Genomic DNA, 17,924 nt, shown 5'->3' on the forward strand with positions numbered 1-17,924 from the left:
GCTCGAACCCGCTCAGGGGTTGCCTCCGCGCAAAACTGTCCACATGCCGGACACCGAGGCGGCTCAGCCGGACCAACGGCCCGTGAAGAACGCGGCCGCCCAAACAGCAGCCAGTGGTATCGCCAGGCCTAGGTAGAACCGCCCCAGCCACGGCTTTCGCTTGATCAGGACCGCCAGGCCGATCCACAGCGGCCACAGCAGCAGGGTGGCCCGGGTGAGCGAGAAGACCCAGTACGACGTACAGAAGGCGCCCAAGGTCGCAGCGACCCACGCTGACTCGCCCCAGGAGCGTCGCCAGACCAGCCAGACCAGGAGCAGCAGGCAGACCACCAACGCGACCAGCTCTGCCCGGAACATCCAGGTCCAGTCGGTGCGGTCAGCCGGGAACCGGCCCTTGGTTGCGGCCTCCACGGTGTGCTGCAGCGCCGTCCACGGCCAGGTGAACTTGCGGGGCCATCCCTTCTCCTGCGCCTCGTGCCAGGCGAACCAGGACCCATGGATCTGCTTCAAGTACGCCATGAAGCCCAGCACCGGTACCAGGGGAAGCGCCAGCCACGGTAGCGACAACCAGTCCCGCTTCTTCGAGGTCAGGAACTCGACACCGAGCGCGAAGATCAGGAACAGCCCGGAGACTCGTACGGTCGACGCCAGCGCGACGAAGATCGCCGCGCGGGCCCAACGCCCTTGCCGCGCCGCCAGCCAGGCGGGGAACGCGAACGCGCAGAACAGCGACTCCGTGTACCCGGCGGCAAGGAACACGCCCACTGGAGCGCCGTACCAGACCATGGCCGCGTTCGGCCCGATCCCCTTCAGCTCCGGGAACTCATACTCCGCCAGCCGCGCCAGGTACACGCCCGCGACCGCACTGGCGACAGCCGAGACCACGATGCCCGAGGCAACGTAACCGATACCTGTGTACGCGACGATGTGCACAAGCACCGGAAAACCCGGAAAGAACGCCGCCAGCGGCGCACCGGACGGCTCACCGTGGTTGTACCCGTACTGGGCGACCGCGTTGAGGTGCCACACGTCCCACTGCAGCCAAGCCCGCCACACGTTCGGGTAGTCGGTACCGCGGTTGAACAGCAGCGGCGCCGACACCGACAGCACGAACAGCCCGACCCGGGACACCAACCACCACCCGAGCACCTCCCGCGCGAGCGCCGACGGCATCCACCGCTGCCACCAGACCCCGTCCACCCGGGCCCGCCGAGCCCGCCCCGGCCGAGGCTCGCCGGCAGCCGCGCGCTCAAACACGCCGCCACCACCGCACACCACAGTCCGCCCGAGTCACGCCCCTATCGTCCCCCATCCGGGTTCCAGCCGCCCGGACGACCCTGGGGCCTACTGACCGCCGCTGCCGGGTGTGTTGGTCGGCTTGGTCGTCGCCCCGCCGGTCGGGAGCGGGATCACCGGGGTGTTCGGCGGTTGGGTCGGCTTGGTCTTGGTGGGCTTGGTCTTCGTCGGGGTGTTGGTGGGGGTGTTCGGCGGCGGGGTGCTCGGCGGAGGCGTGCTCGGGGGCGGCGTACTCGGCGGCGGGGTGCTGGTCGGCGTATTCGTCGGCGTGCTCGGCGGCGGCGTGTACGTCGGGGTGGTGGTGTCCTTGATCTGGTCACCGCTCGGGTCCGGGAAGGACTCCTCGGGGGCCCCGTCCAGGGCCGGCTTCATGAACGCCAGCCAGGTCTTCAGCGGCCAGTTGCCACCGAAGAACGCCTTGTCGCTCGAGTACGGGTCGAGGTTGCTCTCACCGGTCTTACCGGCCCGGTAGACCACCGCCGTCGACATCTGCGGGGTGTAGCCGGTCCACCATGACGTCAGCGTCGCGGAGCCTTGCATACAGCCACCACAGGCCTTGTCCTTCGCACGGTCCTCGACGGCAACGCCACCCGCCGTACCGGTCTTGCCGGCCACCGGGCGACCCAGGTCCTTGGCGCCGACACCGGTGCCGTCGGTCACGACATCCTGCAGGGCGTAGTTGACCGTCCGCGCAACATCCTGGCGAATGGCCTGCTTCTTGTTCTTGTCGAGACTCTTGTCGGTGAACAGCACCTTGCCGTCCGCACCCTTGACCTCGCTGATGACGTGCAGCGGCGCGTACATCCCGTCAGCCGCGAACGTGGCGTAAGCCTCGGCCATGTCGACCGCGGACGCGAACGGGTCCGGACCGAGCACTGTCGACGGATTGTGCCGCCCGTCTTCGAGGACCTTCGTACTCGGGATGCCGGCCGCCTCGGCGGCGTTGACGACCTTGTTCGGGCCGTCCTGCATCTTGTTGTCGACAAGGTCGTAGAACGCGGTGTTGATGGACTGCTCAGTGGCCTTCAGCAGGGTCACGTCGCCGTAGTCGCGGTTGAACTCGTTACCGAGCTTCTGACCCTGGATCTTGATCGGGCTGTCACCTTGGAAGATGTCGTAGAGGCTCTTCCCGTCCTCCAGCGCCGCGGCCAGCGCGAACGGCTTGAAGCCCGACCCAGGCCGAGCCTTCGCGGTCGCCCAGTTCAACTGACTCGCCAGGAAGTTCGGCCCGCCGTACATCGCGAGCAGCCGTCCGGTCCCCGGCTCGACCGTAGCCATGCCGACATGAAGGTTGTCCTTCTTGTCCGGCAACTCGTTCTCGGCCGCCTTCACCATCTGCAACTGCTGCGTGTAGCTGAAGGTGGTCGTCACCTTGAGGCCGCCGCCGCTGATCTGCTCCTCGGAGAATCCTCGCTGCAACAACTCCTTGCGAGCCATGTCGAGCAGGAACCCCTTGGCCCCCGCATAGACATTCTGCTTCTTCTTCGGCTTCAGCGGGGGCAGCGTCTTGGCGTACCTCGCCTCTTGGGCGGCGGTGATCGTGCCCATCTGCTGCATGCCGTCCAGCACGTAGTGATACCGCTCGATGATCCGCCGCTTCGTCGCGACATCGGTCCTGTCGACGTTGAAGAGCGTGGGGTTGTTCAGCACCGTCGCCAGCAATGCTGCCTGCGGGACGCTCAGTTGCTTCGGGTCGGGCTGGGTGAAGTAGGCGTCACCGGCGGCCGAGATGCCGTACGCGCCCTTGCCGAAGTAGATCGTGTTCAGGTAGCCCTCGAGCGTGCTGCTCTTGTCGTGCGTCCGGCCGAGCTTGGTGGCGATGAACAGTTCCTGGAGCTTTCGGGTCAGGGTCCGCTCCTGGGTCAGGTACATGACCTTGACGTACTGCTGGGTGATCGTCGAGCCACCCTGCAACTGCTGACCGCGAGCGATGTTCCAGGCGGCCCGCACCATGCCTTGCGGAGAGATGCCGGGGTTGGTCCAGAACGTCCGGTCCTCGGCCGCGATCACGGCGTCCTGGACGTGCTTCGGAATCTGGGCGAGTGGCACCGAGTGCCGGTTCTGGTCGAAGAACTGGCCGAGCGGCTGGGACGAACTGGAGTACGTCACCGTGGTCGTGTTGGCCTGGAACGCCTCGTTGGCGGTCGGGATCTTCGTCGTCTGGTAGATGACGAAGAACGCTGCCACCGCCGCGATGACGCCGAGGAACAGGAGTGCGGTGAACCAGCCCAGTACCCGGAGCGCCCAATGTTTCTTGCGCCGGCGCGGCGGGCTGGCCTTTCTACGAGCTTCACTCACTGTGCAATCCTCGACGATCTCGCGGGAGTCATTGCCCCACAGACTACGGTGGGTGTGGTAACAGGCCCGAATCCGCACAGGATGCTAGCAATCCCCGGCCGACCTGGCGAAAGTGGTCCAGGCAAACTCTCAGATAGAGCCTTTACAACGTTGGAAGCATCCGGTTCCCTGGGGATGTGATCCGCCTCTCACTGCTCGCAGCGGGCCTGACGCTGCTCGTCTCCTCGGTCAGCCATGCCGCGGCCCCGCCGGCCGTGGGCTACACGAATGCCGTCACCGCCGGGTACTCCGCCGACTTCCCCGACCCTTCGATGATCAAGGGACGGGACGGCTGGTGGTACGCGTACTCGACCGGCGGCCCGTACGCGAAGGACGGGCACGACGGCGACTCGTACAAGATCGCCCGTTCCCGCGACCTCACCCATTGGGAGAAGGTCGGCTCGGTCTTCAACGGGACCAATCGGCCGAGCTGGGCCGACCCGAACAGCGGGTTCTGGGCGCCGGACATCCGCTACATCGATGGGAAGTACGTCCTGTACTTCACCGTCCCGAACACCACGACGACCCCGGGCGACTGGGATTACGCGATCGGCGCGGCCACCGCGCCGACACCGGCCGGCCCGTGGACCGACTCCGGCGCACCGGTGGTCGCGCCGCGCCCGGCCGCGGGCGGTGGATTCCAGTGGACCATCGACCCGGCCGAGTTCACCGACTCGGACGGTACGCGGTACCTGTACTGGGGCAGCTACAACGGCGGCATCCACGCCGTACGACTGACGCCTGACGGCCTCCGTACGGTCGGAGCGGTCACCGACGTCGCCCGCGACCGCTTCGAGGGCCCGTACGTCGTGAAGCACGACGGGTACTACTACCTCTTCGGCTCCTCCTCGAACTGCTGCGCCGGCCCGACCACCGGATACGCCGTGTTCGCCGGGCGGTCGCGCAGCCCGCTCGGCCCGTTCCTCGACCGCTACGGCAACGACCTCAACGCGTCCCGTACCGGCGGCACACCGGTAGTGGCGTCGAACGGCAACCGCTGGGTCGGCACCGGCCACTCGTCGGTCGTCACGGACCTCAGCGGCCAGCAATGGCTCGCGTACCACGCTGTCGACCGCACCGATCCGTTCGTGACGAACAGCAACGGCTGGCTGCTCCGGCCGATGCTGCTCGACCGACTGGACTGGATCGACGGCTGGCCGGAAGTCAACGCCGGCACCGGGCCTAGCGAGTCCAGCAAAGTCTCACCCGTCACCACGTCTACAACAACGGCCGGCAACGTACGGACCGAAGCAGACGTCACAGGCGCTGGCCAAGGCGTCTCCGCTCACGGTATGACAGCTGTACTGAGCCAGGGCAGCCTCAAGGTGACCAACCGAGCCGGCTTCAGCCGTAGCATGCCTGTGCCGCTCGATGTGCCGGGGACTATCGCACTGGAGCTGCGCGGTGGCCAGGCGACCGCAGAGTTCAGTGAGGACCGCCTGGGCGATCCGTTAGCGACAGTGCAACTGCCTGCACTCGGCGGCGGACCAGCAGCGCCCGTGGGCGGTGCGGCCAACTTCTCAGTCGCACCTCTCTATACGCCCGTCACCCGCGCAGCCCCGACACCACGCATCGGCAGGGTAGACGCGCAGTACTCGGACGAGTTCACCAACGGACTGGGTGCCGGCTGGACCTGGCGCAACGTCAGCCCGGACGCCGCCGTCACCAACGGCGCACTGCAGTGGAAGACCGAGGCCAACGACCTCACCGACAACAACACCGCGGCCAAGGCCTCATTGCTGCTCCGCGACCAGCCGACCGGCAACTTCGTGGTGGAGACCAAGCTGCACCTCGACGTCGGCACCGACACGGTCCGGAACTATCAGCAGGCAGGTCTGCTGGTCTACCTCGACGACGAGAACTGGATGCGGCTCGATCATGTTGCCGGAGGCACCGGCCGGTTCATCGAGTTCGGCAAGCGGATGCGGTTCACCCCGGCCGGCGCTCCGTCGGTGGTCACGTTCGGCGGTGCGATGATCGGCCCGCCGGCCGAGACGACCTGGTTGCGGCTGGCGCACGACGTCGTACCGCAGACCGGCGAGCACAGGTACCGCGCGGCATCCAGCACCGACGGGAAGCACTGGGTGTGGGGCGCGGCGTGGACACTGCCCGCCGGTACGACGCCCCGGATCGGCCTCGTGTCACAGGGCTCGTCGGTGCAGACGGAAGCGCAGTTCGGCAAGGCGACCGCGCAGTTCGACTACTTCAGAGTCATGAGGTGACGTGCGGCGCGAGTAGCGTCACGGCGATCAGGGCGGCGGGGAAACAGGCCAGGAACATCGTGAACGTGTAGCCCATGATGTCCCGGGCCTTGAGACCGAGGATGGCGAGCGTCGGCAGCATCCAGAACGGTTGCAGCAGGTTGGCGCTCGCCTCCCCGAGGTCGTACACGACAACCATCCAGCCAGCGTCCACGTGCAGCGTGTTCGCGGCCTGCAGGACGTACGGCGCCTCGATCACCCACTTGCTGCCGCCGCTGGGGACGAAGATGCCGAGGACGCACGAGTAGATCGCGACCAGCGGCGGGAACAGGAACTGACTGCTCGCGTGCACCAGCCAGCCGGCCAGGCGCCCGGAGATCCCGGTGTACGCGATCATCCCGAAGATCCCGCCGTACAAGGGGAACTGGAGCAGTACGCCGGCCGCCGCCGGGGCACCGTCCCGAACCGCGCGCGCCATCCGCCACGGGCGCCAGTGCAACAGCATCGCGAGCAGGAACAGCACCAGGTTGACCGTGTTCAGGTCGAGCGCGTTGAAGAAGTTCTTCCCGTCGAAGTAGCGCACCAAGTAGACGGCACCGAGCAGCACGATCAGCAGGCTGAACACCGGCGAATGCTCGAGCCAGTCGCCAGGCCTGCGCTTCTCCTGCCGTTGACCGTTGCCCTGCTTTCCGTTGTACGCCGATCCGCGCCCGATCAACGGTTTGAGCTCGATGCCGATGTCCTCCGCGGTCCGCGCACCGCCTTCGCCCGGCGCGATGAACCACGCCATCGCGACGCCGACGACGTACACGATCAACGTCGCGACGACCGCCTGCCAGGTGAAGATCGTGTCGCTGAGTGGGATCAGGCCACTGGCGTGACCGGCCGCCTTGATGACCTCCTGCACCGGCGGCGGGCTGCTGCTCGCACTCGCGACCTGCAACGCGGCCGAGCCCGACAACCCCTGCGCCCACACGGTTCCGAGACCGAGGAATGCCATCGCGCCGAGCGCGCGATAGTCCGCCTTCGGCACGTTCCGGGCCACCTCGCGGGCCAGGATCGCGGCGAAGATCAGACTGAAGGCCCAGTTCAGGTACGACGCCGGCATCGCGACCGCGGCGACGAAGGCGACGGCGCTCCGCGGGCTCTTCGGGATCCGCGCGAGCCGGGTGATCAACCGGGCGATCGGGCCGCTGGTGGCGACGGCGTACCCGCCGATGATGATCATCGCCATCTGCAGGGTGAACGTGATCAGCGACCAGAACCCGATGCCCCAGGCATCGACCATCCCATAGCCCTTGGTCGCGGCCGGGTCGTCGGGGCGCCTCAGCAGCGGCTCGCCCGTGACCAGGCCGAACAGCAGCACCACGAAGGTGCCGACCAGGACGAACCCGAACGCGTCCGGGAGCCACTTCTCGGTGAACGCGGTGAACCGCAGGGCCAGCCGGGCGAGCACGCCCTCGGCCTCGACCTCGGATCGGGCGTGCTTCCCATGACCGTCTGTCATTACCCTCCGCTCCCGGGCTACGACGCTGGGTGTCATTCGATTAACGCAGCTCGGCGCCTGACATAACAGCTTTCCCGGCGCGGCGGGGTCGAGGGGTGACAAAGGTCGTCTTTGTCAAGAGTTGTCCACAGGCAGCGGGTCTGCTTACAGTGGCGGCACGATGTATCGAACCGATACATCAGGTCATGACAAACTAGACCGTGGGAGGTGAGTCATGGGAAACCGCAGTGGGGTCCTCGAGCTCGCCGTACTCGGTCTGCTGCACGAAGCGCCGATGCACGGTTACGAGCTCCGCAAGCGCGTCAACGCCCAGTTCGGGTGGGGACGCGTGCTGTCGTTCGGTTCGCTCTACCCGTGCCTGAAGGCGATGCTCCGCAACGGGCTGATCACGGCCGACCCCGGGACGCCGGAGTCGGGTCGCCGGCCCAAGATCGTCTACACGATCACCGCCGACGGCAAGGACTACTTCGCGCACGCGATGCACGAAGCCGGTCCGTCGGCCTGGGAGGACGACACCTTCGGCGTCCGCTTCTCGTTCTTCGGCCGGACCGATCCGGCCACCCGGTTGCGCATCCTCGAGGGCCGCAGGGCCCGGATGGAGGAGCGGCTGGCCAACTTCCGGGCGGCGATGAGCCGGACGGCGGAGCGGGTCGACGCCTACACCCTCGAGCTGCAACGGCACGGCCTGGAGTCGGCCGAGCGCGAGGTCCGCTGGCTGAACGAGTTGATCGACGGCGAGCGGCGCCAACAGCGGCCCCCTGACCAGCACCATCCGCCTACCCAAGGAGATTCCAGATGACCTCGATCCGAGTGGCGATCGTCGGCGTCGGCAACTGCGCAAGCTCGCTCGTCCAGGGCGTGCACTACTACCGCGACGCCAAGCCCGAGGAGCGTGTCCCGGGTCTGATGCACGTCGTGTTCGGCGAGTACCACGTGCGCGACGTCGAGTTCGTCGCGGCGTTCGACGTCGACGGCAAGAAGGTCGGCCTGGACCTCGCCGACGCGATCGGCGCCAGCGAGAACAACACGATCAAGATCTGCGACGTACCGCCGACCGGCATCACGGTGCAGCGCGGTCACACCCTCGACGGCCTCGGCAAGTACTACCGCGAGACCATCACCGAGTCCGACGCCTCGCCGGTCGATGTGGTGGCGGCGCTGCGCGAGGCGCAGGTCGACGTACTCGTCTGCTACCTGCCGGTCGGATCGGAGCAGGCGGCGAAGTTCTACGCGCAGTGCGCGATCGACGCGGGTGTCGCGTTCGTGAACGCGCTGCCGGTGTTCATCGCCGGCACCAAGGAGTGGGCGGACAAGTTCGAGGCGGCCGGCCTGCCGATCGTCGGCGACGACATCAAGTCGCAGATCGGCGCCACCATCACGCACCGCGTGCTGACCAAGCTGTTCGAGGACCGCGGCGTCACCGTGGACCGCACGTACCAGCTGAACGTCGGCGGCAACATGGACTTCAAGAACATGCTCGAGCGCGAGCGCCTGGAGTCGAAGAAGATCAGCAAGACCCAGTCCGTCACCTCGCAGCTGCACGACGAGATCGACCCCCGCAACGTGCACATCGGCCCGTCGGACTACGTGGCCTGGCTGGACGACCGCAAGTGGGCCTTCATCCGGCTCGAGGGCCGCAACTTCGGCGACGTACCGCTGTCGCTGGAGTACAAGCTCGAGGTCTGGGACTCGCCGAACTCGGCCGGCATCATCATCGACGCGATCCGCGCCGCCAAGATCGCCAAGGACCGCGGCATCGGCGGCCCGATCCTGTCCGCGTCGTCGTACTTCATGAAGTCGCCGCCGGAGCAGTACGCCGACGACGTCTGCCGCGACCTTGTCGAGAAGTTCATCCGCGGCGAGGTCGAGCGCTGACCCGGTCGTAACGACACGCCGCCCTGGGAGACCGGGGCGGCGTGCCATCATGGCGCCGGATGACCGAGATCCGTGAGTACCGCGACTCCGACGCCGACAGCTGGCTGCGCTGCCGCCTGCTGAGCTTCTTCCCGACCGAGTACTTCGACGACGTGGTCGTCGAGCGTCCGACGTTCTCGAACCTCGCCCACCGGCTCGTCGCCGTCGACCACGGCGCGGTCGTCGGGTTGATGGACGTCGAGATCTTCCCGGACCGCGCGACCATCGCCGTACTCGCGATCCACCCCGATCATCAGCGTCGCGGTCTGGCGACGCGGCTTCTCGATGCGGTGCTTCCGCGGTTGTCGGTCGACGTACTGGATGCGTGGACGCGCGGGGATGCGGGCGCGAACGCGTGGTACCAGCGGTCCGGGTTCGCCGAGGAGTTCCGGTATCTCCATGTCTACAAGACCTGGTCGGACGAAGGCCTCGTGGCGCCGGAGGGCGTGGACCGGGTGGTGACCGCGTTCCTGCAGGCGCCGATCTCGGCCGAGGCGGCGATGCGGGAGCGGTTCGGACGGGTGCATATCTGTCGGCAGTACGTGCGAAGGTTGTAGCCATGCTGCTGCACGTCGGATGCGCACAGTGGACGCATGCCGCCTGGGAGCAGCCGTCGCGGGACAAGCTGCGGTCGTACGCCTCGTGGTGCAATGCGGTCGAGAGCAACACGACCTTCTACGCGACGCCGTCCCGCTCCGCGGTCGAGAACTGGGCCGCGCAGACGCCGCCCGACTTCCGGTTCGTGGTGAAGTTGCCGCAGGTCATCACGCACGAACGCCGGCTCACCAACGTCGACGCCGAACTCCGCGCCTTCCTGAGCGCGATCGAACCGCTCGGCCCGCGCAACCACGCGGTCTGGATCCAACTGCCGGCCGCGTTCTCCCCCACCGACCTCGGCACGCTGGCCGCCTTCCTGCACAAGGCGCCCGCTGCTCATCGGTACGCCGTGGAGGTCCGGCATCGCGCGTTCTTCGAGGACGCCGGCGCGGCTGGAAACCTCGAGCGGGTGCTCGCCCGCGCTCAGGCGGAGTGGATCCCGTTCGACACCGGCACGCTGTTCTCGCGTCGCCCGACCAGCTTCGCCGAGCGCGACGCGTGGATGAAGAAGCCGCGCGTCGCCCGCCGTACCCGCGCGCTGACCGGGTACCCGATCGTCCGCTACATCGGCCGCGACTCAGTCGACGAGACCGTCGACGGCTGGGCGTACCTCGTCGAACTGGTCGTGAACTGGCTCTCCGAAGGCCGCTCACCGACGATCTTCCTGCACACGCCTGACAACGCCGAGGCGCTCAACCTCGCCCGCCGCTTCCACGCGACCGTCGCCGCGGCCATGCCCAGCCTGGCCCCGCTCCCGGCACCCGTCGAAACCGAGCCGCCCACGCTGTTCTAGTTATCCACAGCTCCAAAAGTCCCCCGTAAAAACGGCGTCGATCTCCGTATGTTCTCCGCCGACTTCACGACTCGGGAGGACAACCCATGGAGCACTCGACCGACCCCACAGCCTGCACCGACGCCCGCGCGGAGCGGCGCGCCCGCAACGACTGGCTGATCACCGAGCTCAGCCGCCTCGCGGCGACCGCCGACGATCCCCACGAGCAGACCAGATACCGCCGCGCCGCCGATTCCCTCACCCGGCTCGCGCTCGCGATGCGCTCGTGAGTACGCCGGAATCGCTCGGCGAGCTGCTCACGATCAGCGGCGAGACCGCCCGCGAACTCGCCGGCGCCGACCAGTCCGCCTGGAACGGAGGCGTGGTCGCGACCTCGAGCGCGATGCTCGGCCTCGCCCACTGGGACGGCACACTGTACCTCGACCGCGAGGCGATCCTGGAGCCGCTCCAGCACCTGTACGAGCACGCCGGCGAGTACCACGCGCCGCCGGTCCTGCTCGCCTACAAGGAATCGCTGGCAACCATCCTCCACGAACACGCCCATTTCCTCGGCCCGTCCGGCGCCAGTCAGGACGCCGCCCGCGAAGGCTTCCTCAAACTCGGCAGCCGTGAACTGGAGGAGGGCGTCACCGAAGCCTGGGCCCAGGACCACCTCGACGAGTACATCCACCGCCTCGGCATCGACAAGGTTGCCCCCGGCATCGACTCCGTCAGCTCCGGCGGCTACTACCCCGCCTTCGTCCCCGCCGTCCGCGACCTGACCACCGACCTCGACGCCCGCAACGGCTATCCACCCGGTCACACCCTCGCCACCCTCAACCGCCAAACCGCCGCCGGCCAGTTCCCCGTCCTGGTCGACAGCCTCTACAACTCCACCCGCCTCCCCACCCTGGAGCCCCCAGGCGCCACCACCCGCTCCACCCTCGAGTCTCTCCTCCGCACCGGCGTCTCCCACCTGGCCACCTACGAACTCACCTCCCCCAACGAGGCCACCACCAAGTCCCACCTCATCGCCCAAAACCTCCTGACCCACCTCAACCAGCAAATCCACACCGCCGAATCCACCTACACAGCCCTCTCAGGCCTCGCCACCCCACGCCCAACCGCGGTCACCTCCACCCCCACCACTCCCCTCCGCCCACCCACCCGCATCCCAGAACTGACGAGATAACCAATGGACTACAAAGCCTTCCAAGCCGAGTACCGCCACCTCCTCATCTCGATCGAGTCCCTGACCACAACCCAACTCACCACCGAAGCCAACCGCCTACGAACCCTCGCAACCACCCTCCACCCCAAGTCCGACCGCCTACGCGCCACCCGCCTAATAGCCCCCCTCGACCAAGCAATCGCCGCCGAACGACCCAACCCACGGACCACCTCCGACCACACCTGACTCACCGGCCCGCCTCACAGCTCCGCGCGGGTGAGGCCATCGCACTCGATACTGGGTGCCATGGACTTCACAACGTACAAGCAGGACGAGGAGCGCCTGGCCGACGCGGTGATGGCCAAGTCGATCTCCGAGGAGGACGTGTGGGCCGAGGTCGAACGGCTGCGCGGTCTGATCCCGACGGTCGAGCCGGAGGCCGGCCGGGAGCGTGCCGAACGGAGTCTGAGGTCCTTCGAGCGGGTCTTGAACTACAAGGCCCCGCCGATGTCGAACGAGATGGCAGCCGCGATCCGCGTCCAGTCGAGAGCCTTCCTCAGCAAGGGCACCCCGGAAGAGCGCATCAAGCTCCTCGAGGCCGCCATGGCCGAGATCTACCGGATTTCCACAACGGTGGATGGAGCTGAAGCGAGCCGCATCCACCACCTCAGCGAACCACTGGCAATGGACATCGAGTCCATCCGTATCCACAACGACCCCACCCACCCCGGCTATCGCGCGAGTTGAAGGAACAGCTGAGTTGGCGATCGACCGGGACGAGTAGCCGCATCGGGTCGGGCATCGCTGTGGATAACCGTTTCAGGTAGTGATGGTCTGGGAGACTCGGGCTATGGACTACAAGACCTTTGAGTCTCAGTACCGGCAACTGCTGCAGACGGCTCGCTCGCTGGATGCGGATGGGTTCGCGGCTGAGGTCGAGCGTCTGCGGGCGGCGGCTGATGATGTTCAGCCGGAGTCCGACCGCGCGCGGACGGTCGGCCTGATCAAGTCGCTCGACAATGCGGCCGCACAGGAGCGGGACACGCCTGCCGTCTCCGAGGCGATGGCAGCGGCGATCAGGGCGCAACGCCGCGCCAACCAGGCGGCGGGAACAATTCGAGATCGCATCAACCAGATCCGCGCTGCCATCGAGGAGATCGGCGCCATCGCCAAGGACACGTCTCCCGAGGAACGGCGCCGGATCATCGCCCTCACCGAGCCGCTCTCGATGTTGGCCAGCTCTCTTGAGATGACGGCGTCCTCCGGACCGGATCAATGATCTTGTCGACCACGCGAGTCGACCGGCTGACAGCGCGACGGCGAGGATCGGTCGGCGCCGGTGGTTGCTGACGTTCGTGAGCTGTTCCGGCAGCAGGCTGCGGCTGCCGTCAAGGTCGCCGGTGCGCATCATTCGTCCTGGACGGGCACCTGGAAGTACTTCCCCGACGGCGACCAGCGGCACGGGGTCGCCGACTGGGATCACACCATCTACTACCACCGCGAGGAGGTAGTAGACACGCTCCAGGAGATGTTCGATCGTGCGGGCTCCGACCACAGCGACTACAAACTGCGCCGGTACCGCGACGTCGTTCGGCTGGTACTGCACGAGAACATCCACCTGCTCGCGGAACGCGGTACCTCCCACGCGATGGGGTTCGACGCCTTCAAGCGTCCTGGAAACAAGGTCGTCGAGGAAGCCACCACCGAGCGGGCCGCCCAGAACCTGCTCGACCAGTACATCGACGAGCTCGGTCTGGAAGCGGTCGCTCCCGGGATCACATCGGTCGAGACCGACAATGCGTACGGCCAATGGGTGCCGGCGATCGACAGCTTCGCAGCCGGGGTCGCCGACCGTACGGGGGTCGCCGAAGCCGAGGTGATTCGGCGTATGGCCGTCGTCAACTCCGAGAACAAGCTGCGCGTCGCGGCTGAAATGCTGTACGACAGCACGTTGCGATCGGCGCTGCCCGAGCAAGCGCGTGCTCGAACTCTCGACGAACTCGTGGCGGACATGGAACAGCCCTTCGCGCAGATCGAGGACTGCGATCCGCAGGACCCGCTGGACCGGCGGCTGGCCTCGCTCGCCGGCGCCGATGCAGTGAGTCGTGCAGATGCGCGGATATCAGAGCTGCTGGAGTACTGGAACAACAACCAGGATCTGCGTCGGAGCCTCGACGCCGGCCTCGGGTCGAGCATTCCGCCGACGGCCCTACCTCAGCGAGAGTCCGGCGCCAGTCGGCCCGCAGAACCGGACGACCGCCGCCCCGAGAGCCGAAGCGTCAGGCCGACCACACCACCGCGAGGGATAGCCGACTGACCGCATCCCTCGATCCAGGTCGTCGATGAACTCTCACCGTTCACCACACCACCCGGCGGCATGGGTACGGTGGCGGGCAGGTTGGCGTTGATGGGAATGGAGGTTGGTTGTGGGGTTTGTTGGTGCGGGTGTGGGGGTTTTGGGTGGGTTGGTGGAGTTGCGGCGGGTTTTGCATCGGGTGCCTGAGGTGGGGTTGGTGTTGCCGGGGACTCAGGAGGTGGTGATGGATGCGTTGGCGGGGTTGCCGTTGGAGGTGCGTACTGGGCGTGAGGTGACGTCGGTGGTTGGGGTGTTGCGGGGTGGGGCGCCGGGGCCGACGGTGTTGTTGCGGGGGGATATGGATGCGTTGCCGGTGGTTGAGGAGACGGGGCTCGAGTACGCGGCGGAGAACGGGAACATGCATGCCTGCGGCCACGATCTGCACACGGCGGGGCTGGTCGGTGCGGCCCGGTTGCTGAGTGCGCGTCGGGAGGAGCTGCACGGGAACGTGATCTTCATGTTCCAGCCCGGCGAGGAAGGACTCGGTGGGGCCGGGTACATGCTGCGCGAAGGGCTGCTGGAGGCGGCGGGTGAGAAGCCGGTCGCGGCGTACGCGTTGCATGTCTGGGCGCAGGCCGCGAAGGGGGTGTTCCAGTTGCGGCCGGGGACGATGATGGCAAGTTCGAACCAGCTGCACATCACCGTGTACGGCAAGGGTGGGCATGGGTCGATGCCGGCGACGACGGTGGATCCGGTGCCGGTGGTGGCGGAGATCGTGCTGGCGTTGCAGGCGTACGTGACGCGGCGGGTGGACGTGTTCGACCCGGTGGTGGTCACCGTGACGCAGCTCGAGGCCGGCGTCGCGATCAACGTCATCCCGAACTCGGCCCGCCTCGGCGCGACGGTGCGGACGCTGTCCGAGGCGATGCTCGAGCAGCTGACCCGCGACCTCCCAGCGCTGGCGGAGCGGATCGCGGCCGCGCACGGCTGTACCGTCGACGCGCAGCTGAACCCGCAGTACCCGGTGACAGTGAACGATGCCGGACGTACGGCGGAGACGACCGATGTGTTGACCGGGTTGTTCGGCGCCGAGCGGGTGGAGCAGCTGGCAAACCCGTTGATGGGTGCTGAGGACTTCTCGATGGTGCTCCGGGAGGTGCCGGGAACGTTCACGATGGTGGGCGCACGGCCGGACGATGTGGCCGCGGGCGAGGCTCCGTCGAATCACTCCAGTGTGGTGCGGTTCGACGACGCGGTCCTCGGCGACAACGCGGCTGCGCTGGCTGAGCTGGCCGCTCGCCACCTGATCCCGGCCTGACGCAGCTCAGAGGTTGGGCGAGGCGGAGAGGTGGTCGTTGACTCGGGTCAGGAGAGTGAAGAGCTGAGTGCGTTCGTCCGCGGTCAGGGGCGCAGTGATGTGGTTGTTGACCGCGGACAGGACGGTGTCGAGCTCCACTAACCGGGCAGAGCCGGCGGGAGTGATCGTGATGACGTTGCGACGCTTGTCGGTCGGGTCCGGAGCGCGGCGGATCCAGCCGCTGTCCGAGAGTTCGTTGAGGACCGCGACCAGGTCGCTCTTGTAGACGCGCGCCCGCCCCGCGACCGCCGCCTGGCTCGCCGGCCCGAACTCGGCGAGCGCCGCGAGTACGACGAAATGGTCCTTGTGGGCGCCGATCGCGCGGAGCGCCTCACTGGAAACGCGCTGCGTCTGGGCCGCGGTCATCCCGACCAGACGGGACAGCTGCGCCTTCAGCCGCTCGGGCGTCTGGTCGCCGTGATCGAACCGGAGATCGTCGTCCATGCGGCACAGCGTACGCCTATTGCGTTAGGCGGACTAACGATCTATATTCATTGGCGACGCCAATGTTAGTCAGCCTAACCATTAAGGAGTCCGACCATGACCGACCTCCGCGAACTCATCGACCGCGGCGAGCTCGCCGAGCTGGTCGCCCGGCACAGCCTGTGGATCGACGAACTGCGGTACGACGAGAGCGACCAGCTGTTCACCGACGACGTCGTGGTGAAGTCGCTCCGCGGCGAGGCCGCCGGTATCGAAGCGCTCGTCCAGCTCGCCCGCAAGGGTCACGACGCCTACGTCCGTACCCTGCACAACAAGTCCAACCTGGTGATCGAGCTCGACGGCGACAGCGCGACCGTGCGGGCGAACGACCTCGCGGTACTCGTCCGCCACGACATGACCGAGGAGATCGCTGCCGCGATTCACTACTACGGAGCGCGGCGGACGCCCGGCGGCTGGCGGTTCGACCGGTTGGAGATCGCCCCGCAGTCGCTGACCGCCCCGCTGGAGCGGGCCATCTAGAGACTGGAGCGGGCGATCTAAAGGCCTGCGGCTGGTCGATCCGCCAGAAGATCGACCAGCCACAGGGATTCAGGACGGCGAGATGCCGAGCGTGTAGGCGCCGCGGCTGCCGTAGGTGGAGTACCCCGTGTTCAGCGGATCGCCGTACCCGACGTTGTCGATCCGCAGGTAGTACGTACCCGGCTGGAGGGTGCCGGTAACACTCGCGCCGAGGCCCGTCGGCGTACCGGCGTCGCTCTGGCCGGAGGCCGGGTCGTTCGAGGCGACGACCGCGCCGGAGCCGTCCAGCAGGTCGAGCTTGATGTCCAGGTTGCCGCCGACCGCGGCCGGGCTCGCCGTCGCGGTGTAGTTGCCCGCAGCACTCACATCGACGCGGTACACGTCGGTGTCGTCCTCGGCCGCGATGATCCCGGAGACCGGAGTGCCGACGGTCAGCGCGGCAGCGTCAGCAGTCGTGTCGCCCGCCTCGTCGGCGCGCAGAGCAAGGCCGTGGGTGCCGACGACCGCGAAATCGTCTTCCTTGTTGTTCGCGTCGGCGTACTCGCCCTTGCTCCACTGGCTGATGCCGCGGTAGTACCCGACGCCCATGATCGGGGCCCAGGCGCCGTGGCCCTGGTAGTACCCGACCGTCGACGTGCCGTCGTGCGACAGTCCGACCGTGTGGCCTGCCTCGTGCGATGCCGCCTCGGCCAGGTTCTTCGCGCCGGTGCCGACACCCTTCGTGAACACCAGCGCCGGCTGGTAGTACGCGTGCTGCGAGGAGTTGTCGTACACCCCGACGTACGCCACGCCGCCGCAACCGCAGCCCGATTGGTACCAGGTGTCCGGGTCGATCAGCACCCGCGTTCCGTACTGCTGGTCAGAGGCTCCCGACCGGTCGATCGCGGCCGCCGACGGTTCCTGCGTCGTCACGTCCACGTCGAACGGCGCGTAGTCCTCCGCGACCCGGGCCCACGTCTCGTGGACGACGTCCTGCTCGGCCGTGCTGAAACTCGACGGATCGCCGTCGGTGTCGTACGCCGACACGTTGACCGGATCCACGCCCTTCGACGCGTTCCACGCCGTACCGGTGATCGTGTGCCCGTCGAAGTCCAGGTAGATGACCCGGTTCGAACTGGGCTTGCTGTGCAGCTCGAACGCCGGACCTGTCGCGCCGGCCACCGCCGTACGCGCCCACCGCGGCGAGGCCTCGGCCGCCTTCTGCGGCGCGGTCAGCCCGGGCTCGCGGTAGAACAACTTGCTGTCGGCATCGAGCCACGCGGTCTTGTCGGTGGCCAGGATCTGCCGGAGCTGGTCGGTGGGCAGTCCGTTGTGTACGGCGACCTCAGCCAGCCGCGACTGCACCTTTCCGAGTGCCTGGCTGCCGACCACCGGCTGGGACAGCAGCTGGTCGATCGGCGTCTGTTGCGCATCGGCCTGGCTGCCGAGCGCGACAGCCAGCCCTCCGAAGGCGACAGCGCCGGCACATGCGAGTGCGCCGGCGCGGCGGATTCTGTTCATACGGGTTCCTCCT

Annotated in this window: 18 protein-coding genes; 13 read left to right on the forward strand and 5 right to left on the reverse strand. The window is 67.4% G+C overall.

The genetic code is table 11. The annotated features are described in order from the left end of the window. Nucleotides 1-63: 63 nt before the first annotated feature. Together ACFV9C_RS01340 and ACFV9C_RS01345 are read right to left on the reverse strand one after the other, a co-directional pair. Nucleotides 64-1,257: a mannosyltransferase family protein gene (locus ACFV9C_RS01340; protein WP_380189797.1), complete on the reverse strand. Its 1,194-nt coding sequence runs from the start codon at nt 1,255-1,257 to the stop codon at nt 64-66. Nucleotides 1,258-1,344: 87 nt separating this feature from the next. Then, nucleotides 1,345-3,594, reverse strand: coding sequence for a transglycosylase domain-containing protein (locus ACFV9C_RS01345; RefSeq protein ID WP_380189799.1), 2,250 nt, complete (start codon nt 3,592-3,594; stop codon nt 1,345-1,347). A 176-nt stretch (nt 3,595-3,770) separates the two neighbouring features. Here ACFV9C_RS01345 and ACFV9C_RS01350 point away from each other — a divergent pair, with 176 nt between their 5' ends. Continuing rightward, nucleotides 3,771-5,855: a family 43 glycosylhydrolase gene (locus ACFV9C_RS01350; protein ID WP_380189801.1), complete on the forward strand. Its 2,085-nt coding sequence runs from the start codon at nt 3,771-3,773 to the stop codon at nt 5,853-5,855. Here the strand turns inward: ACFV9C_RS01350 and ACFV9C_RS01355 are convergent. Then, a complete protein-coding gene (locus ACFV9C_RS01355) occupies nt 5,845-7,341 on the reverse strand; it encodes a short-chain fatty acid transporter (protein WP_380189803.1) in 1,497 nt (498 codons plus the stop codon). The genes ACFV9C_RS01350 and ACFV9C_RS01355 overlap by 11 nt on opposite strands. Before the next feature lie 214 nt (nt 7,342-7,555). Between ACFV9C_RS01355 and ACFV9C_RS01360 the strand changes: the two genes are divergently transcribed. From ACFV9C_RS01360 to ACFV9C_RS01410, 11 genes are all read left to right on the forward strand, one after another. Then, entirely contained in the window at nt 7,556-8,140 is a 585-nt protein-coding gene (locus ACFV9C_RS01360) for a PadR family transcriptional regulator (RefSeq protein WP_131284360.1), read from the forward strand. Further along, on the forward strand, nt 8,137-9,216 hold the full coding sequence (locus tag ACFV9C_RS01365; protein WP_380189806.1) for an inositol-3-phosphate synthase: 1,080 nt from the start codon (nt 8,137-8,139) through the stop codon (nt 9,214-9,216). Before ACFV9C_RS01360 ends, ACFV9C_RS01365 begins: the two co-directional genes overlap by 4 nt. A gap of 59 nt (nt 9,217-9,275) precedes the next feature. Further along, complete coding sequence (locus tag ACFV9C_RS01370) at nt 9,276-9,812, forward strand: GNAT family N-acetyltransferase (protein WP_380189808.1); 537 nt, start codon at nt 9,276-9,278, stop codon at nt 9,810-9,812. A 2-nt stretch (nt 9,813-9,814) separates the two neighbouring features. Next, on the forward strand, nt 9,815-10,645 hold the full coding sequence (locus ACFV9C_RS01375; protein WP_380189810.1) for a DUF72 domain-containing protein: 831 nt from the start codon (nt 9,815-9,817) through the stop codon (nt 10,643-10,645). Between the two features lie 86 nt (nt 10,646-10,731). Then, entirely contained in the window at nt 10,732-10,914 is a 183-nt protein-coding gene (locus ACFV9C_RS01380; RefSeq protein WP_380189812.1) for a hypothetical protein, read from the forward strand. Then, nucleotides 10,911-11,816, forward strand: coding sequence for a hypothetical protein (locus ACFV9C_RS01385; protein WP_380189814.1), 906 nt, complete (start codon nt 10,911-10,913; stop codon nt 11,814-11,816). Before ACFV9C_RS01380 ends, ACFV9C_RS01385 begins: the two co-directional genes overlap by 4 nt. A 3-nt stretch (nt 11,817-11,819) precedes the next feature. Further along, the gene (locus tag ACFV9C_RS01390) at nt 11,820-12,041 is read left to right on the forward strand and encodes a hypothetical protein (RefSeq protein WP_380189816.1); all 222 of its coding nucleotides are present in this window, start codon (nt 11,820-11,822) and stop codon (nt 12,039-12,041) included. A 60-nt stretch (nt 12,042-12,101) separates the two neighbouring features. Further along, a complete protein-coding gene (locus ACFV9C_RS01395; protein ID WP_380189818.1) occupies nt 12,102-12,542 on the forward strand; it encodes a hypothetical protein in 441 nt (146 codons plus the stop codon). A 103-nt stretch (nt 12,543-12,645) separates the two neighbouring features. Further along, nucleotides 12,646-13,074 carry a hypothetical protein gene (locus ACFV9C_RS01400; RefSeq protein WP_380189820.1) on the forward strand — a complete coding sequence of 143 codons (429 nt, stop codon included), beginning with the start codon at nt 12,646-12,648 and terminating at the stop codon, nt 13,072-13,074. A gap of 60 nt (nt 13,075-13,134) precedes the next feature. Further along, a complete protein-coding gene (locus ACFV9C_RS01405) occupies nt 13,135-14,112 on the forward strand; it encodes a hypothetical protein (RefSeq protein WP_380189822.1) in 978 nt (325 codons plus the stop codon). A 151-nt stretch (nt 14,113-14,263) separates the two neighbouring features. Further along, nucleotides 14,264-15,409: a M20 family metallopeptidase gene (locus ACFV9C_RS01410; RefSeq protein ID WP_380189824.1), complete on the forward strand. Its 1,146-nt coding sequence runs from the start codon at nt 14,264-14,266 to the stop codon at nt 15,407-15,409. Nucleotides 15,410-15,415: 6 nt separating this feature from the next. Here ACFV9C_RS01410 and ACFV9C_RS01415 read toward each other — a convergent pair whose 3' ends face one another. Then, nucleotides 15,416-15,892, reverse strand: coding sequence for a MarR family winged helix-turn-helix transcriptional regulator (locus ACFV9C_RS01415; RefSeq protein ID WP_380189826.1), 477 nt, complete (start codon nt 15,890-15,892; stop codon nt 15,416-15,418). A gap of 96 nt (nt 15,893-15,988) precedes the next feature. Between ACFV9C_RS01415 and ACFV9C_RS01420 the strand changes: the two genes are divergently transcribed. Next, on the forward strand, nt 15,989-16,411 hold the full coding sequence (locus ACFV9C_RS01420; RefSeq protein ID WP_380189828.1) for a nuclear transport factor 2 family protein: 423 nt from the start codon (nt 15,989-15,991) through the stop codon (nt 16,409-16,411). Between the two features lie 69 nt (nt 16,412-16,480). Here ACFV9C_RS01420 and ACFV9C_RS01425 read toward each other — a convergent pair whose 3' ends face one another. Further along, a complete protein-coding gene (locus ACFV9C_RS01425) occupies nt 16,481-17,911 on the reverse strand; it encodes a pre-peptidase C-terminal domain-containing protein (protein WP_380189830.1) in 1,431 nt (476 codons plus the stop codon). Between the last annotated feature and the right edge of the window lie 13 nt (nt 17,912-17,924).

The organism is Kribbella sp. NPDC059898, assembly GCF_042730855.1.
Taxonomy (GTDB): Bacteria; Actinomycetota; Actinomycetes; order Propionibacteriales; family Kribbellaceae; genus Kribbella.

Coding starts and splice junctions, on each gene's coding strand:
- ACFV9C_RS01390 (WP_380189816.1), top strand. CDS start 11,820: ATGGACTACAAAGCCTTCCAAGCCGAGTACCGCCACCTCCTCATCTCG.
- ACFV9C_RS01400 (WP_380189820.1), top strand. CDS start 12,646: ATGGACTACAAGACCTTTGAGTCTCAGTACCGGCAACTGCTGCAGACG.
- ACFV9C_RS01420 (WP_380189828.1), top strand. CDS start 15,989: ATGACCGACCTCCGCGAACTCATCGACCGCGGCGAGCTCGCCGAGCTG.
- ACFV9C_RS01395 (WP_380189818.1), top strand. CDS start 12,102: ATGGACTTCACAACGTACAAGCAGGACGAGGAGCGCCTGGCCGACGCG.
- ACFV9C_RS01425 (WP_380189830.1), bottom strand. CDS start 17,911: ATGAACAGAATCCGCCGCGCCGGCGCACTCGCATGTGCCGGCGCTGTC.
- ACFV9C_RS01375 (WP_380189810.1), top strand. CDS start 9,815: ATGCTGCTGCACGTCGGATGCGCACAGTGGACGCATGCCGCCTGGGAG.
- ACFV9C_RS01365 (WP_380189806.1), top strand. CDS start 8,137: ATGACCTCGATCCGAGTGGCGATCGTCGGCGTCGGCAACTGCGCAAGC.
- ACFV9C_RS01370 (WP_380189808.1), top strand. CDS start 9,276: ATGACCGAGATCCGTGAGTACCGCGACTCCGACGCCGACAGCTGGCTG.
- ACFV9C_RS01360 (WP_131284360.1), top strand. CDS start 7,556: ATGGGAAACCGCAGTGGGGTCCTCGAGCTCGCCGTACTCGGTCTGCTG.
- ACFV9C_RS01355 (WP_380189803.1), bottom strand. CDS start 7,341: ATGACAGACGGTCATGGGAAGCACGCCCGATCCGAGGTCGAGGCCGAG.
- ACFV9C_RS01415 (WP_380189826.1), bottom strand. CDS start 15,892: ATGGACGACGATCTCCGGTTCGATCACGGCGACCAGACGCCCGAGCGG.
- ACFV9C_RS01380 (WP_380189812.1), top strand. CDS start 10,732: ATGGAGCACTCGACCGACCCCACAGCCTGCACCGACGCCCGCGCGGAG.